Here is a 16,301-nt window from a genome sequence, read left to right on the forward strand (position 1 = left end):
AAAGGGTGGTGGAAAGGTGAGAATGAAGGCGTTATTAACATTAAAAGAAGCTTCTAAGAAATACGGCGGCCGAGAAATTTTAACAGATGTATCGCTTGTGATTAGCCAAGGAGATTGCATTATTATAAGAGGAAACAACGGTTCCGGGAAAAGTACGATGCTCCGAATGGTGAGTGGATTAATTCCATTAACGTCGGGTCAAAGGTTACTTGAGCATACGAATCTGGTGATTGGATATACCCCGGATCGATTATCGAAACTAAGGATGACTTCGACGGAGTATCTGACACACATGGGCAGAATATCAGGTATGACTAAGAAAGAATTGAAAGAACGTATCAAGGAGTTGCATGATTTGTTTCGTCTTGAACAGAGTGATCAGTTGAAGATGAGTCATTTCTCAAAAGGAATGTTGCAGAAAACAAATGTAATGCAAGCTATGATTAAGCCGCCAGACCTTCTGGTATTAGATGAGCCTTTCTCAGGATTGGATGAAGAGTCAACGGGGCATTTGCTTCATTCTCTGAACAAAATTAAGGAAGAAGGGACATCGATTTTGGCAGCCGTGCACGATCCGTTATTAGCAAGTCAATTGGAAAGTAACACATACTGGATTCATCAAGGAAGACTGAGTAAGGAGAGTATACATCCGTCTTCTGAGCAGAAGGTTGTATATTTTCAGCTGGAAGGCAGCATAGATTTAAGCGTTGTTGATCATCTTCTTGAATTTTTCCCCGATATTACATATAAAAGAAGTGAAAATGGTTATATGGTCATGACTTTTATGTATAAAGATTATCGTAGTTTTTTACCCGAATTTATAAATAAAGGTGGAGAGATTGTTAGTCTAACAAGAAAGGAGCTAGGCTAATGATTTCATTACTGTCATATTTACATACTTGTTTCATGCGTTCTTATCGCTATGGTCCGGCTACTTTTGTATTTTTTATGGGGATTATTTTCGTATACAGTGTCGTTCCGAATCCAGTAATGGCTAGTTATGCATTTTCAACAACATTTATTTTTATTATTTCTGTTGTCATTTGTTATACGTTGATTGATATGGAAACGACAAATCAGGAATCGGTTACGGTATTGCATAGTGGCGGTTTGGTAAAACTTTATGTTGCGAAATTGTTATATTGCTGGCTTTTTACGATTCCACTCGCTCTTTATGCCGTTTCGTTCCCAGCCATTTTTCAAAAGTTTGATCGAAATCCGAGTGTTGAAGAGCTAGGCATGGCCCTGATTTATCATTTGGTTTCATCTTGGCTTGGAATTGCTTTAGCCTGCTGGTTTAGTTCTAAGTTTGTTCGTTCCCGCGTCATGTCTTTTTTAATGCTGAGTGTGCTCATTGTTATTACACTTTCTGTGCAAGGTATAGAACAGGTGTTGCCAGACGGATTTGCACCAATGATTTATCTGTTGCCTCCTCTAAGTAGTACTATAGATGTGTTAATTAATTATGATGCACAAAGTCTATTTAAGAAGCTAATGGTAATAATTATACCGCTCGTATATGGTGCGATTACAGCAGGATTATTTGTTTTAATGATTTACAGACGCAAGTTGGATGCAATGCATTGATATTCTCGTTCCACCTCTAGAGTCCTAGGAAGGAAGAAGCAATTATAAGCAAAACTTTCAATCCGCTCTGAGTTAGGTTTATAATGGATAGTGGCTGCTGAGCAAGTCGGCGGCCTTTTTCTATTGAATAAGTTCAGGTAATTATGTCCAGTCGATGAAAAGCACTATATTAAACATTAAATATAGAGTATGATTTTACAGCTGATTATGCTGGCAGAAAAGGTTACATCGGTTAAACGGGTTTGTAACTATTCTTGTCAATTATGAAGTTGTTTTCAGGCGTATAATGCTAAACGTAATCGTGAAATCACGAGAAAATATAAGTTAGATTCACAATCAATACAACTAAATCTATAGGCAGTTCGTCTTCTTTATGTTGTAAATGAAAGATGGAAGGTGCAATACGTATGTTAATAACAACTAGAATGAGCCAGTGTAACAGGATGCCCCGATCTCGATGGATGTGGACTCGCAGTAACAAGGAGGGGCGCGCATGTCACAATCAGTGAAAAAAAAGAGGCATATGAACGGACTGGATGGCTTACGAGCCATCGCGGTACTTGGCGTGATTGCTTATCATTTAAATTTGGATTTCATTCCGGGCGGGCTGCTCGGTGTAGGTATATTTTTTGTTCTGTCAGGCTATTTGATTACCGATATTTTGTTATCCCAGTGGCGGGAACATGGGCGCATTGCGCTTGGAGATTTCTGGTTAAGGCGGTTTAGGCGCTTGTTGCCTGGTATGCTAACCATGACAGCGGTTGTGATGCTCTGGCTGTTATGTACAGACTCGTCCCGGCTTGCTTCACTCAAAGGGGATATCTTATCCGGTGTTACGTACATAAGTAATTGGTGGTATATCTTTCACCATGTTTCGTATTTTGAAAGTTTCGGTCCGCCATCACCTTTTGGACATTTCTGGTCACTGGCTGTTGAGGAGCAGTTTTATCTGCTTTGGCCGCTTCTGTTAGTTGCAGCGATCGTTTTGTTCAAAAGAAAGGGATGGCTGGTCGTCTCCATTGTCGTTGCAGCTGAACTTTCAGCTGGCGCCATGGCCATCATGTACAACCCGGATCTGGACCCGAGCCGTGTATATTATGGAACAGATACCCGTGCATTTGCCTTGCTTGCCGGGGCAGCGTTAGCTGTAGTCTGGCCAAGCCGGAAGCTGTCTGGCACATTGCCTGCGATGAATCGGCTCGTATTGGACGTATCAGGAATTGCTGCCTTAGCGGTGCTAATCTATATGATGCTGAATACGAGCGAATACGACTCGTTCCTGTATCAGGGGGGCATGGTGATACAAGCGATTGCCGCAACCCTGCTGGTGGCAGTACTTGCCCATCCTTCGTCTTTGCTGGCAAGGATTATTGGGGCAAAACCATTACGCTGGATTGGTGAACGTTCGTATGGAATATATTTGTGGCATTATCCGATTATTGTTCTGACCAGTCCTGTTGTAAATACAGGCGGTGCACATCCTGTACGTATGTTGCTACAAGTCGTTGCAACGGTTGTACTTGCATCGATGTCGCTAAAATATATTGAAAACCCGATTCGTTATAACGGTTTTCGGGATTCCTTGTCAAAACTGTGGGGAAGAGGGCGTACCTCTTTCGTTCCCCGTCAGGTATGGTGGAAACGAACAGGCCTGCTGATGACGTTCCTGTTACTATGTTATGCCATATCGCAGACGGTACTGCCTGTAGCAGCCAATTCAGATTCACATTCGGTGTCCCTGTCTACGGTGTTCAATGGCGAAAAGTCTGCTGAAGAAAAGGGTCAGGACGTTGTACCCGTTACAACAAAACCTTCGGATTCCGGGGAAAAGAATCCATCTGTTCAGTCAGGTACGGAGTCGACGTCAGACGGGAAAACGGATGGGAGTCACAAGCCTGGAACTGCATCTACAGATGGGTCTAAACCGGTCAAGCCGGACGATTCATCCAGCGATAGCCGGGATCAGGGCAACTCGCCCTCTAATCCTGACAATAATCCTGCTTCCAATTCATCTGATTCAGGAAACAAAGAAACCGACCCATCGGGTTCGAAACCAGATGAAGGCACAACCGATGCAACGGATTCAGGGGTAACTGATAAACCTGCGACACCTGTCACTAAGAATGGAAAAGTCCAATATACAATTATCGGAGATTCCGTTATTCTGGATGCCAAGCCTTATCTGGAGCAGAGCATATCCGGCGTGTACGTAGATGGCCATGTCGGCCGTCAGATGTGGCAGGCTGGAGATGTGCTGAGGGATCTGAAGCGTAACAAGCAAATGGGCAATCAGGTGGTACTTGAGCTTGGAACGAACGGTTCCTTTAATTCCAAAAATTTAAAGTCCGTACTTGATGGATTGAAGGATAAAACACGGGTTTATCTTGTCACGGTACGTGTGCCGCGTCCTTGGGAGCGAACGGTGAACAAGGCTCTGACGGATGCAGCCTCCAGTTACAGTAATGTTTCTCTTATTGATTGGAATCAGGCTAGTGAAGGGCATGACGAATATTTTGAAAAAGACGGGGTGCATCTGACCGCCGAAGGTTCTGAAGCTTTTGCAGCATTGGTGAAAAACAGTCTTCAATAACCGAACGATTAACATGTAGAATCCTTTAATACGAACTTATCCAGCTATTATATCTTTGAATCATGCAATACATGTTCAGCACATGCAGTATACGTCCAATTTTAAAGTCTCTCCCTGAGAGCAATGGGATTGAAGTTAGTCTTGACTTCATGACATTGTCCAGGGAGAGCTTTTTTGATATGTAAACAGGGAACCGATATTATTCACCCCTGCATCCGTGGATCGTCACCTTACGTTATGATAGCGTTACCATTTACAATACAGATATTAAGTGCTCAAGGGGGAGTATAACGATGTGGAAAAAATGGTTTTCAGGCATAGCGGCACTAACCTTATTCGCCGTCATTTTGGCAGGGTGCTCAAGCGGTGATTCTTCCGAAGGTGGTAGCGGCAGCGACAAAGTCACCGTGACCATCTGGCATAACTGGACAGGGCAAGACGCTAAAGCGGTAGCGATGCGTAAAATTATTGAAGATTTCCGTACCGCGCATCCAGATATCGAAGTGGTGGATGAAGGCTTGCCTACGGACGGTCTCAAAACAAGGTTACGTACGGTCGCAGCAGCCAATGAGATGCCGGATCTCTTCGTGATGTGGCCGGATGCAATGACCAAGGAGTTTGTAAAAGGAGATCTGTTGCAGCCGATCAACGCAGATCTGGATGCGAAGCCGGAATGGAAAGAGAATTTTATTCCGAATGCACTGGATGGATACACAGTAGATGGAAATATTTATTCCGTTCCGATGAATCTGGCGCCCAGCTCTTTTATTTATTACAATGAGGCGCTCTTCAAAGAGAATAACGTAAAGGTTCCTGAAACGTGGGCTGAATTGGAACAGGCGGTTGCTTCGTTTAACGAAAAAGGAATCATTCCGATGGCTCTCGGTAACAAAACGAACTGGGTTGCCCAGTCTACCATTTTCAGTACGCTGGCTGATCGGGTGACGGGTACAGACTGGTTTTTGAAAGCCGTAGCTCAGGATGGTGCAAGTTTCACTGATCCGCAATTTGTTGAAGCGCTGAAGAAAATGCAGGAGCTTGGAAACATGAAGGCTTTTCAGGACGGATTCAACAGTATTGATGAAACCCAGATGATGCAACTTTATTTTCAAGGGAAAACGGCGATGGTCATGAACGGTGGGTGGGCGCTCGCCAACCTCGTTAACAATGCACCGGAAGAGGTGCTGAAAAATACACATATTACGATTTTGCCTCCAGTTGAAGGTGGCAAAGGTGAACCAAGAACAACATCAGGCGTTGTAGGAACGGGTCTTGGTGTTAGCAAAAAGTTGAGTGGTGCTCAAAAAGACGCCGCGATGGAGCTATTCTACGCCCTGGCTGGTCCGGACGGTCAAAAAGCTACGCTGGACAGCAGTACATTGGTCAGCTATAAGATTGATCTGGATAAGGACAAAGCTCATCCGTTGTTTGTGGAATTGTACGATCTGATGCAAGAAGTGAAGATTACGCCGGTATACGATTCCAAGCTGGGATCGGCTACGGTTGAGGTAATTAATAACGGGTTACAGGAGCTACTGATGGGCGGCAAAGCGGAAGATATTGCAGGCCGAATTCAGGCAGCTCAAGCGAATGCGATGAAACAATAGGTTATTTCCTGCTTCTGGGGCTGATTAACCTAACCTAAATAAAGTAAAGCACAGTTCATTCCCCTTCCCGGCAGGGGAGGGGTTTTTAGATAAGAGATTAACGTCCGTTACCGGACAGATTAGAAAGGCAATACGAGGGGAAGTGAAGCCATTGAACGCATTGCAAAGTCGGCGTTTTATTATGCTGGGGCTTGCTCCGGCAGTTATTATCTATGCATTGTTTGTGTTTGTGCCTGTTGTGTGGTCTGCATATTACGGCTTTTTTAACTGGTCTGGCATTGGTGCATCGACATATATTGGCCTGAGCAACTATGTGGAAATCTGGAATGACGCGATCTTTTGGCGGGCTTTGAAAAATAATGTCATTTTTGTGCTGGCTTCGGTGTTCGGTCAGATTCCATTAGCACTCATGTTGGCAGTTATGTTACACAAAAGCAACCCGCTCCAGCGCTTTCTGCGATCGGCCGTATTTCTGCCGATGGTATTGTCCACCGTGGTCATCGGCATGATCTGGCAGTATATCTACCATCCACAGATCGGTATCTTGAACTTCCTGCTGGATGCACTAGGGCTGGAGAGTTGGAAGCTGCAATGGCTGTCCGATGCAAAGATCGCGATATTTTCTCTTGTGCCACCCTTGCTCTGGAGTTTTGTTGGACTGTATCTGATTATTTTCATCTCCGCTTTGCAGAACATCCCGGGTGAAATCCATGACGCAGCCAAAATAGATGGCGCATCTGGACTCCGAAAACTGGTTTCTATTTCTCTGCCGATGATTTGGGGCACGGTACAAGTTGCCATTATCTTATGTATCTCAGGCAGTCTGAAGTCCTTTGATCTGGTCTACATCATGACCAAAGGTGGACCAGCTCACGCAACGGAGTTGCTCGCTACGTATATGTATAACTCTACGTTTACAACGTACCGATATGGTTTTGGTAGTGCGATCTCTACAACGATTGTTCTGATTTCCTTGTTACTCATCGGAACAAGCCAGTGGGTGACCAGTCGGAAGCGTAAAGAAAACGGATAGAAAGGAGGCACGCTCATGCGAACAACACCTGTGACGATATCAACACCACGAGGCCATGCAGGGCATTCCATTCGGCAGATTCGTAAAGGAATCTTTTGGACGCTGCTGACGGTCTATGGTATTTTAACATTGTATCCGTTTTATTGGCTTGTGATTAGTGCGTTCAAAACAAATGAGGATTTCTACAGCAGACCTTTTGGTCTACCGGCACACTGGAATGTGGCCAATTTTACAAATGCCTGGGAAAGCTCGAAGCTCGGAACGGCCTTTGGCAATTCACTAACCGTATCGATTGGCTCGCTGATCCTGACGCTGTTTATCGCGGCGCTGGCTTCATTCATACTGGCACGATTCCAGTTTCGCTGGAAAGGGCTCATTATGACGTTTTTCGTTGTAGGCATGCTCATTCCGATTCATAGTACACTTGTTCCGTTGTTTATTTTGATGAAACAGATGTCCTTGCTCAACACGTATTGGGCTTTGATCTTGCCGTATACTGCGTTTGCCTTGCCAACAGCAATCTTTGTGTTGACAGCTTATCTGGTCAGCATTCCGCGCGATATTGAAGAGGCCGCTTTTATGGATGGAACCGGACTTTGGGGACTTTTTACCCGGATCATGCTTCCCATGTCGCTTCCTGCACTGTCTACGGTGACCATTTTGAGTTTTTTACATGCGTGGAACGACTTTTCCTTTGCCCTTGTATTTATTAATAAAACGGGATTGAAAACGTTACCGCTTGCCATTGCAAACTTCGCAGATGGATATCAGACCGATTATGGTCTAACGCTTGCTGCCATGACCCTATCGGTTATTCCTACGATCATTGTCTATTTAATCTTTCAGGAACAGGTGATGAAGGGCATGACAGCAGGTGCAGTCAAAGGGTAAGCGAGGGGCGCATCCAAAGGAGGAACAGAGTTGGTTCGCTGGCTTACATCATCACTGCAACGAAAACTATCCGTGGTTGTCACAGCTTCGATGATTGTGCCACTTGTAGCGCTTGGACTATTTGCTTTCCTGTTCGCCTCACGCATTACGGAGGAAAAAACGAAGCTGTCCGGGATGGACACGTTGAAACAAGTGGAAGCGAATCTTCGTTATATGCTCCAGGATGCGGAGAATTTATCGATTTTCCTCATTGGAGAACGGGATATTCAGCAATATCTAAGCCGCGACGAGGATCATGAAGCTGATCGCTTGGATATTGTGGGCCGAATGACCAATCTGGCCGCATCCAAAAAGTACATTGCGAACATTGCCATTTATCCTGGACGCTTTGATGCTGCGTTGTCCACGGCCACTTGGTATGAACCGGACGGAGGTAGTCTGTTTTCCCCGTCTCTCCCTAGTGGAAACGCGGATAAAAGGTGGACGGGTGTATATCCCGTTCGCAATTATGCTGGAATTCAAAACGTCATTACGTTGATCAGGCCAATTCGCAGCATCCACAATTATCGTCCCATCGGCTGGCTTAGCATCAGTTTAAATGAAAATGCGATCTCTAAAGGATGGCCGGCGTTTGGACTGGGTAGAGGGGAAGGTAGCCTTGAACTGTTTGGCAACACAGGAGAGGTTCTGTCCTCCATGGATAAATCCCGGCTTGGGCTACATGTATCTGATCTCGAACCGGGACTGATTACGCGCATTCAGAAGGGGCATAGTGGGACGACTACGTATGGTGAGGAAGAACGAAAACGTACGGTACTTTATTACCCTGAGGAACTGACGGGGTGGACGCTGGTTGGTATGGTTCCTTATGAGCAATACCGTTCAGAGAATAGTTACATTATCATTTTGACAGCAATTGCGGTTGCCTTGTCAGCGTTAATCAGCGGTGGTTTGGTCTGGTTCACGGTTCGCAGGGTTACGAGGCCGCTGCTTGTATTAACCAGACATTTGTCTCGAATTGACCCGAAGCGTCCCTTGCCGTTATTCCGAGCAGAAAGCGATGACGAGATTGGCAAGCTTGGGGAAAGTTATAATCTGCTTGGTGCACATATTGAATCGCTTAAGGAAGAGATCATTCGTGGGGAAGCTCGCAAAAAAGAAGCAGATCTGCGTGTACTCCAGGCTCAGATTAATCCTCATTTTCTGTATAACACGCTCTCCTCCATTCATTGGATCGCGCTGATGTCCAAAGAAAACCGGATCGCGGATATGGTAGAGGGACTAAGTGATTTTCTACGAATCAGTTTGAATAAGGGACAGGATTACTGCCCGGTTGCCCAGGAGATTGCGCATATCCGTCATTATGTACGGGTACAGTCGATTCGTTTTCCGGATCAATTCGTGCTGCATTATATTGTTGATCCTGCATTGGAGCAACGAATGATGTTAAAGCTTCTGCTACAGCCACTGGTGGAGAATGCGATGATTCACGGGATTCAACAGGCTGGAAACCAAGGCACGATAACGATTATGATTCAGAAGGATTCCGCGGTTGAGCGCATGAACATTTTGGTACTGGACGACGGTGCGGGCATGGAACTGGAGCAATTGGAGCAATTGCGGGCCAGTATTATCCCCGCGGATGAGAGTAACATGTTGCCGCAGGGCAGTCATTCCCAAGGGAAGCAACTGGGGCAGTCGTTGTCCGATGGAGGGTATGGTCTCCGTAATGTAAACGAAAGACTGTTTCTTCACTATGGGACGGATGCGTTACTTGAAATACACAGCAAAAAGGGTGGGGGCACCCGAATTTCGTTCTCCATTCCAATTCTGGAGGAATCGCCATGAGATTATTGATTGTGGACGACGAAGTCATCATTCGCACAGGGCTCGCGAGTGTGATCGCCTGGCATGAACTTGGCATTGAGATTCTTCCGCCAGCTGCTTCTGCCGAGGAGGCTTTAACTCGACTAGCGGAGGAACACCCGCATATTTTGATGACTGATATTCGAATGAACGGCAAGTCGGGGCTGGAGCTAGCGGAAGAAGCACAGCATCTGCTTCCGGAGCTGGAGGTCATTATTTTATCGGGTTACGATGATTTCTCTTACGCCCAGCAAGCGATCCGTAATGGAGTCATAGACTATCTCTTGAAAACGAGCAAACCGGAAGAGATCATCAAAACGGTGTTGCAGGCCAAAGGAAGAATTACAGAACGATGGGCAGAGAAGTCCCGTGAGGGACAATTGTTACGTGAGAACCGGGAGAGGAAGTTTGCCAGATGGGTGATCGAAGGTCATACGAATTCGGGGAGTTGTCCATCCTTTCTCGCATTTGATGAGGAACATGCGCTCCCCGTTCAATCCATAGAGCAAGTTAGTGGCGACAAACGGCCTGTGAGCAGGCAAGTTGTTGTGATTGAGGCAGAGGGTTGGGGCCGCTCTTCCGATGCGCTGCTCCGGTTTGCAGTGCAGAATATGATTGAAGAAGTGCTCCCAGGAACGATTGCTCAGGTTGACAAACAATATATTGTCTGTGTTCTACCTGTGGCTTCCGAAAATGAAGTAAGCGTATACAGGATCAAGGAAGGCATAGATCGTATGGAGGCATGGTTGAAATGTTCACTTCGCGCTGTGCTTGGTGAACCTGTTAACCACTCTTCTGAATTGCACCGTAGTTATCAAACGGCGTTGTTAGCTTTACAGTACCGTGGACTGCTGGATACCAAAGTGTGGCGATATCAAGAGGTTAACGGCAGGCGAGGTGGCAAAACGGTGTTGACACATGAGGAGGAGACTACCCTCGGTACGTTGCTCATGGACAATGATCCAGTCACACTTACAACATGGATACGTGAACTGATTACGAGGTTGATTGCAGAACCTGATGTCACACCAGGATCATATGTAGCTTGTCTACATTCGGTGATCATTGCAGGACACCGCTGGCTAGCGCGAACACTTCAAGCGATTGGAAGGGAACAGCCCTCCAGGCTTGAGCCTTGGACCCCTGAAACCGACAAGAAACCGGCAGAGATCGGGGATGAATTGTTCCACCATTTATATGATGTGATGCAGGCATATCACAGTCGTATGGGACAAGGGCAGGCCGCACATGTGCAGAAAGCGATAGGTTATATTGAAAATGCACTGGCACAGGATATTAGCTTGCAGCAGGTGGCCGGACAGGTTCATTTGCATCCAGGACATCTTAGTGAATTGTTTAAAAAAGAAATGGGTGTAACCTTTGGTGACTTTGTTACAGATATGAGGATCAGGCGGGCAATGGATATGCTCGTTGTGTCTCCGGCAAAGGTCAGTGAAATCGCAGCAATTAGCGGTTATGAGGATGTGAAGTATTTCAGCAGACTGTTCAAAAAGCATACAGGCAAAACACCGAGTGAATACCGGGAGCAGGCACTTGCATTTAAATCTTCAGGCAGCTAGACGGGAGGAGCAGGAGTACAATGGTCAACGTTTGTCGTACAAGTCAGGATTTATCAGGACAGTGGAAGATACAACATTACGAGGTTGAAGAAAAGCGAGCAATGGATGTTGCCGCTGCAGCGCTGGATGACCGATTCTGGATCGGGGCAACTGTGCCTGGTGATGTTCATGGGGCACTTGCAGAGCGCGGCATTATAGATCCGATTTATTTTGGACATAACGATGTCAAGAGTCGCTGGATCGAGCAGAAGGAGTGGTGGTATCGCACCACCTTTAATTTGGACGCGGGTGCATCTTCCGAGGAACATATTGAACTTGTGTTTGAAGGCTTGGACACGTTTGCAACGGTATATGTCAATGGACATGAGGTTGGAAAAACCGCTAATATGCTGATGTCTCATACATTGGATGTGACCCGTCTGGTGCGAAGCGGCTGGAATGCGATTGCGGTACGCTTTGACCCGCTTCATCTTCATCATCGTGAGAAGGAGACGTTTGACTGGTCTTCGTATACGAAAGAACGCCCGTGGCTGCGTAAAGCGGCTATGAATTTTGGCTGGGACTGGGGGCCGCGCATCGTTACGGTAGGGATCTGGGGAGCGGTCCGTCTGGAGCGAAGCAAGATTGCCAAACTGCAACATGTGTATGCCCGAACCAACGCCGTAAGCAAGGAACAGGCTCAAGTACAAGTCACTGCAGAGGTACAATCTGTTTTATCTTTGCGTAGCAAGCAAGAACGGACACAGCCAGTTGTGACCACTTGTGATATCCGTCTTCTGGATCAGCAAGGAGAGGTTGTAGCCAGCGCTATTTCTTTGCCTGTAAAACAGGGGAAAGCAGATGTAACGTTAGATGTGGCTCATCCCTGCTTATGGTGGACTCATGATCTGGGGGAACCCTATCTGTACACACTTGAAGTTACGCTGTATGCAGATGATATAGCAGTGGATCGGTACTGTCAGTCATATGGCATACGGACGATTGAGCTAGCTTTGCATAATGAGCAGGGAGAGAGACGGTTTGCTTTTATCCTGAATGGGGTCAAACTCTACGCCAAGGGAGCAAACTGGATACCTGCCGATCAGCTGATTGGAACGATTCCGAATTCACGTTACCGCGAGCTTGTGGAACTGTCTGTTGAAGCACATATGAACATGCTGCGTGTGTGGGCAGGCGGCATCTATGAGAAAGAAGTCTTTTACGACGAATGTGATCGGCAAGGGGTACTTGTCTGGCAGGATTTTGCCTTTGCCAACGCTTTATTTCCGGATTTCAATCGTGACTTCATGCAAAATGTACAGCAAGAGGTCGAGAATAACGTACTTCGTTTACGTAACCGGGCTTCGCTGGCGATCTGGTGTGGCAACAATGAAATCGACTGGCTGTATGACATGAAAACAGCTAGCGGTGATATCACAAGTCCGTTCTACGGCGAACAGATTTACCATGAACTGATTCCTGAGGCGTTGGAGCGGCTTGATCCGTCCAGGCCGTACTGGCCTTCTTCACCTTATGGCGCAGATCATGGACAGGATGCGAATGACCCGGATACCGGAGATCGGCACAACTGGCAAGTGTGGCACGGTTCTGTATACCCGAGGAAACAGGGAGAAGTACCTGTGCTGGACTATAGCATTGAAGGGGTCACGTTCAAAAATTATAAAAAGGATCAAGCACTGTTCAGCAGTGAATTTGGCATGCATGCTTCAGCTAATCGGTATACGCTGGAGAAAAATATACCTGCCGGCCAGTTTTACTGGGGGAGTCCCGAAATGGCCTATCGTAATAAGGATACGAATCATCAGAAAGGTATTTTGCTGATGGAAGGGTACACGGGCATTCCACAAAATATAGAGGAATACATGGACTTCTCCATGTTGACTCAGGCAGAGGGCCTACGCTATGGCATTGAACATTTCAGGCGAATCAATGACCGTAACAGCGGTGCGCTGGTATGGCAGCTGAATGATAGCTGGCCGGGAACAAGCTGGTCGATGATCGATTATGAACTGCTGCCGAAGGCCTCCTTTTATTATGCCAAAACGTTCTTTCATCCTGTACTATTGTCGCTCGAGCATGAGCCAGGACATTCGCTTAACGTATGGGTAGTTAATGATACACAGGATGAAGTGGGAGGACAACTTCGACTGAATGTTTATGGTCTGACTGGAGAGCGACTGTACACTTCAGCATATGGAGTGAAGGTGCCCGCTCAGTCATCTATGCAGATCACAGCTTTAGAGGAAGCCGAAGTGCTTGGAACCAAACGGGCGGAAGAAGTGATGGTGGAATTGCAAGCCGAAGGGTTTGTTGCACCCATGAATCGTTACTTTTTGCGTGATCCCAAAGATGTGATGTTACCGCACTCACGGCTCAGCGTTCATGTAAACGAGGAAGAACAATCCGTAACCGTTAATGCGAGTGTCGCCATTGCACGTATGGTGAAGCTGGAGTTGCCGGTTGGCCGGGTTCGATTCAGTGATAACTATTTTGATCTATTGCCAGGAGAGAGCCGCACAGTAACGCTACAGCATCCAGAGATGCAAGCTTTACCACTAAAAGAGTTGCGAGTAAGTGCGATGAATGCAAGCGAGGCTTGATTTAACCCAGAAAAACCTCCATTGGCGTGGAGGTTTTTTAGATTGGACGGAAAAATATAGCACGAAAAGAAATCCGCTGATGTTGTGTATTCATGGATTCGCAATCAGCGAAAGGATTCATACCGTTGCTGAAAAGAGGCCTCCATGTGCACTTGGCGTGCCAGTTGTTGTTGTACTTTGGAGCCACGAATAACCTGCAGTTGCTGTAGCACATCGGAAGATGTGAAATCATTCTGTGCCATCTGCATAAGCAGTTCGGCTAGAACATCTGCATCCTCAAGCGCAGCATTCAAGCCAAATGCTCCTGTAGGTGTCATCGTATGAGCAGCATCTCCAATGAGTACGACATTGTCCTCTGCCCACTTGGAGCTATAACTGCTCTCTACAGACAGTAGCACAAAGTCACTCCAATTCTTAATATGCGCAGCGACAGAATCCGCAAGACAGGGGAAAGCCGCTACCAGCTTGCCTACAAAAGGAGCAAAGGGTTGTTCACGCAACTTAGCATATCCTCCTTCGGGAATGTTCCATCCAATCTGTACATAACCGCCGTATTGTGAAAATAACGCGAGTTGTTGCCCATCCATACTTGCCATACGAACGGCAGGTTCCCATCCTGGTGGGGCAGGAATACGAGCCCATAACAGATCGTAGCCGTGTTTGCGAATCTCGGGTGCAAGGCCGGCATGTTTGCGCACCGCCGAATATCTACCGTCAGCTCCAATAACAACAGATGCTCTAATGGAGGCAGGAACACCATTTTGACGCACGTTAATGCCAACAACATGACCATCTTTGTCCCGAAGCAACCCGGTCATGACTGTATTGAAGCGAACCTGATATAACGGGCTTAGCGCTTCAGTCTGGGCCGTAATCGCTTCGAGGAGATGATCTTGTGGTACGTGAACGCCAACATGATGCTCCCCTTTGCTTGGATCGGGGTTAATGGTATGGATGATGTTTCCTTCTTCCCAATATTGAATCTGCTCTAGATGCAACAAGCCCTGCTCTTGAATATGGGAATATAATCCGTGTTTGTTCAAAATAGCTTCGCCATCTGCATTCAGCAGTTCTCCACGAAATGATTTATGCAGATGAGGCTGTCGCTCAATGAGTAATGTAGAGATACCTTTCTGGTTAAGCAAATACGAAAGCAAGGCGCCTCCGGGCCCTGCCCCGACAATGCAGACATCCGTGTAGAGTGTATCGTTTGTCTGAGATTTCATCAATTTCATGTACATTATTCCCTTGCTATATAGTAGTGAAAATCTAGTAGTGGACGGAAGTTTACTTTATGATAACAGATTTATTTAAATCATTAAGTAACTAAAAGTAACTTAATGGATATACGTTATTATAAACAAAGTGTTCTTTATATACAATAGGCCAAATTCAAATTTTTTATCAACATAAAGGGCCGCAACCATTTTGCTCACTAGGCAATCTTTTTTTTCACAACCAAATGTGTGTAAATATGTTACAATATAAGGCAGGTTACAATGAAAGGCAGGAGGAACGGATATGAGCCCGAATACGGAGCGAAACTCGCAATTGGCAAACGTTGATCAATTGTTGGAGGCCTTCTTCAGATATAAAAATAAAGTATTGGATCAACAGCAAAAGTCAGAAACAAACTGCAAGCTGAATCCAACAAAAAGCCATATATTGGGCATGATTTTACGTGAAAAACGCTGCATGGCAGTTGATGTTGCGCGTCAGCTCAGTCTGTCCTCTGGAGCTACGACGATTGTACTTAATCAACTTGAAAGCGAAAATTTGATTCAACGTGAACGCAGCGAGGAAGATCGCAGAATCGTCTGGCTATCCTTAACGGATGAGGGAGAGCAATTAGCCAGAACGTTGAATGCTAATCGTGGCCGCATGACATGGGAACTGTTACAAGCGCTTACGGAGGAAGAACAGCAGTTAATGCTGGGCATGCTCAAAAAAATAGAAATGAAGCTGCTGGAAAATATGAAATCTTTCGAGCAGACCTATCGTTAATGCATATGACACCTGAAGACGTCAGTCCTCATGCATTCGTACCCGGTACCGGGTATGAATATGTGAAGACTGGCGTTTTGCGTGTTATAACAGAGCTATAGCTATAGATGAAAGCGAGATACATGATCGTTCAAGCCTTCCTGTATAAGAATATCTTTCTGCCGGCTGCCCATTAAGTCAAAATGAGGGAAGGGCTGTCTTCGGTGAATATAACGCGGGTCTAAACCGTGTTCACGACACCATTGTTCCAGGCGATGAAGGTCTGCACAGCCCACTTTGGTGACACTGGTTATGCCGGGAAATCTGGAATCGATCCAGAAATGAGTGAGATAGGCGATTTCACCGCGAGCGACTCGTTCTTTCCAAGCTACAAGTTCTTGCCGTTTAATCCCAAAAGCCATAGTTGAACGTTCCTTTCCGACTGAGTATGTCCTTAACATATTGTACATCTTATATATGAACTCAATCAAAATGTTTCGGCACGATGTGTATCAGCATGATTGAAGTGGGTAAATGAATATGAAAACTTTGTTATAAACATCA

12 protein-coding genes are annotated in these 16,301 nt (G+C 46.0%); 10 read left to right on the forward strand and 2 right to left on the reverse strand.

Annotation, left to right across the window (positions count from 1 at the left end; all coding sequences use genetic code 11):
* Positions 1-22 precede the first annotated feature (22 nt).
* The 9 genes from MKY23_RS10270 to MKY23_RS10310 all read left to right on the forward strand — a co-directional run bounded on the left by MKY23_RS10270 (position 23) and on the right by MKY23_RS10310 (position 13,754).
* Positions 23-871, forward strand: coding sequence for an ABC transporter ATP-binding protein (locus MKY23_RS10270; RefSeq protein WP_261764551.1), 849 nt, complete (start codon positions 23-25; stop codon positions 869-871).
* Positions 871-1,587, forward strand: a complete 717-nt coding sequence (locus MKY23_RS10275; protein WP_154983978.1) for a hypothetical protein — start codon at positions 871-873, stop codon at positions 1,585-1,587. Before MKY23_RS10270 ends, MKY23_RS10275 begins: the two co-directional genes overlap by 1 nt.
* Positions 1,588-2,080: 493 nt before the next feature.
* Positions 2,081-4,177, forward strand: a complete 2,097-nt coding sequence (locus MKY23_RS10280) for an acyltransferase family protein (RefSeq protein ID WP_339837719.1) — start codon at positions 2,081-2,083, stop codon at positions 4,175-4,177.
* Between the two features lie 293 nt (positions 4,178-4,470).
* Positions 4,471-5,784, forward strand: a complete 1,314-nt coding sequence (locus MKY23_RS10285) for an extracellular solute-binding protein (RefSeq protein WP_336122331.1) — start codon at positions 4,471-4,473, stop codon at positions 5,782-5,784.
* Between the two features lie 151 nt (positions 5,785-5,935).
* Complete coding sequence (locus tag MKY23_RS10290) at positions 5,936-6,817, forward strand: sugar ABC transporter permease (protein WP_154984032.1); 882 nt, start codon at positions 5,936-5,938, stop codon at positions 6,815-6,817.
* 15 nt (positions 6,818-6,832) lie between these two features.
* Complete coding sequence (locus MKY23_RS10295; RefSeq protein WP_090924391.1) at positions 6,833-7,708, forward strand: carbohydrate ABC transporter permease; 876 nt, start codon at positions 6,833-6,835, stop codon at positions 7,706-7,708.
* 30 nt (positions 7,709-7,738) lie between these two features.
* The gene (locus MKY23_RS10300) at positions 7,739-9,556 is read left to right on the forward strand and encodes a sensor histidine kinase (RefSeq protein WP_336122332.1); all 1,818 of its coding nucleotides are present in this window, start codon (positions 7,739-7,741) and stop codon (positions 9,554-9,556) included.
* Positions 9,553-11,154 (forward strand): helix-turn-helix domain-containing protein, encoded by a 1,602-nt coding sequence (locus tag MKY23_RS10305; protein WP_336122333.1) that lies wholly within the window; start codon positions 9,553-9,555, stop codon positions 11,152-11,154. The genes MKY23_RS10300 and MKY23_RS10305 overlap by 4 nt, the downstream gene beginning before the upstream one ends.
* A gap of 20 nt (positions 11,155-11,174) precedes the next feature.
* Positions 11,175-13,754: a glycoside hydrolase family 2 protein gene (locus tag MKY23_RS10310; RefSeq protein WP_336122334.1), complete on the forward strand. Its 2,580-nt coding sequence runs from the start codon at positions 11,175-11,177 to the stop codon at positions 13,752-13,754.
* Positions 13,755-13,858: 104 nt separating this feature from the next.
* On the opposite strand, the gene MKY23_RS10315 is transcribed toward MKY23_RS10310, so the two are convergent.
* Positions 13,859-14,989, reverse strand: a complete 1,131-nt coding sequence (locus MKY23_RS10315) for an FAD-dependent monooxygenase (RefSeq protein WP_336122335.1) — start codon at positions 14,987-14,989, stop codon at positions 13,859-13,861.
* Positions 14,990-15,275: 286 nt separating this feature from the next.
* Between MKY23_RS10315 and MKY23_RS10320 the strand changes: the two genes are divergently transcribed.
* Positions 15,276-15,758: a MarR family transcriptional regulator gene (locus tag MKY23_RS10320; protein WP_090924395.1), complete on the forward strand. Its 483-nt coding sequence runs from the start codon at positions 15,276-15,278 to the stop codon at positions 15,756-15,758.
* Between the two features lie 101 nt (positions 15,759-15,859).
* Here MKY23_RS10320 and MKY23_RS10325 read toward each other — a convergent pair whose 3' ends face one another.
* Positions 15,860-16,159 (reverse strand): hypothetical protein, encoded by a 300-nt coding sequence (locus tag MKY23_RS10325; protein WP_339837728.1) that lies wholly within the window; start codon positions 16,157-16,159, stop codon positions 15,860-15,862.
* Positions 16,160-16,301: the final 142 nt, after the last annotated feature.

This window comes from Paenibacillus sp. FSL R7-0272 (assembly GCF_037969905.1).
In the GTDB taxonomy this organism is placed as follows: Bacteria; Bacillota; Bacilli; order Paenibacillales; family Paenibacillaceae; genus Paenibacillus; species Paenibacillus polysaccharolyticus.

Excerpts from the sequence above, each read along its gene's own strand:
- MKY23_RS10270 (WP_261764551.1), top strand. The coding sequence starts at position 23 with ATGAAGGCGTTATTAACATTAAAAGAAGCTTCTAAGAAATACGGCGGC.
- MKY23_RS10280 (WP_339837719.1), top strand. The coding sequence starts at position 2,081 with ATGTCACAATCAGTGAAAAAAAAGAGGCATATGAACGGACTGGATGGC.
- MKY23_RS10320 (WP_090924395.1), top strand. The coding sequence starts at position 15,276 with ATGAGCCCGAATACGGAGCGAAACTCGCAATTGGCAAACGTTGATCAA.
- MKY23_RS10285 (WP_336122331.1), top strand. The coding sequence starts at position 4,471 with ATGTGGAAAAAATGGTTTTCAGGCATAGCGGCACTAACCTTATTCGCC.
- MKY23_RS10315 (WP_336122335.1), bottom strand. The coding sequence starts at position 14,989 with ATGAAATTGATGAAATCTCAGACAAACGATACACTCTACACGGATGTC.
- MKY23_RS10325 (WP_339837728.1), bottom strand. The coding sequence starts at position 16,159 with ATGGCTTTTGGGATTAAACGGCAAGAACTTGTAGCTTGGAAAGAACGA.
- MKY23_RS10310 (WP_336122334.1), top strand. The coding sequence starts at position 11,175 with ATGGTCAACGTTTGTCGTACAAGTCAGGATTTATCAGGACAGTGGAAG.
- MKY23_RS10295 (WP_090924391.1), top strand. The coding sequence starts at position 6,833 with ATGCGAACAACACCTGTGACGATATCAACACCACGAGGCCATGCAGGG.
- MKY23_RS10275 (WP_154983978.1), top strand. The coding sequence starts at position 871 with ATGATTTCATTACTGTCATATTTACATACTTGTTTCATGCGTTCTTAT.
- MKY23_RS10305 (WP_336122333.1), top strand. The coding sequence starts at position 9,553 with ATGAGATTATTGATTGTGGACGACGAAGTCATCATTCGCACAGGGCTC.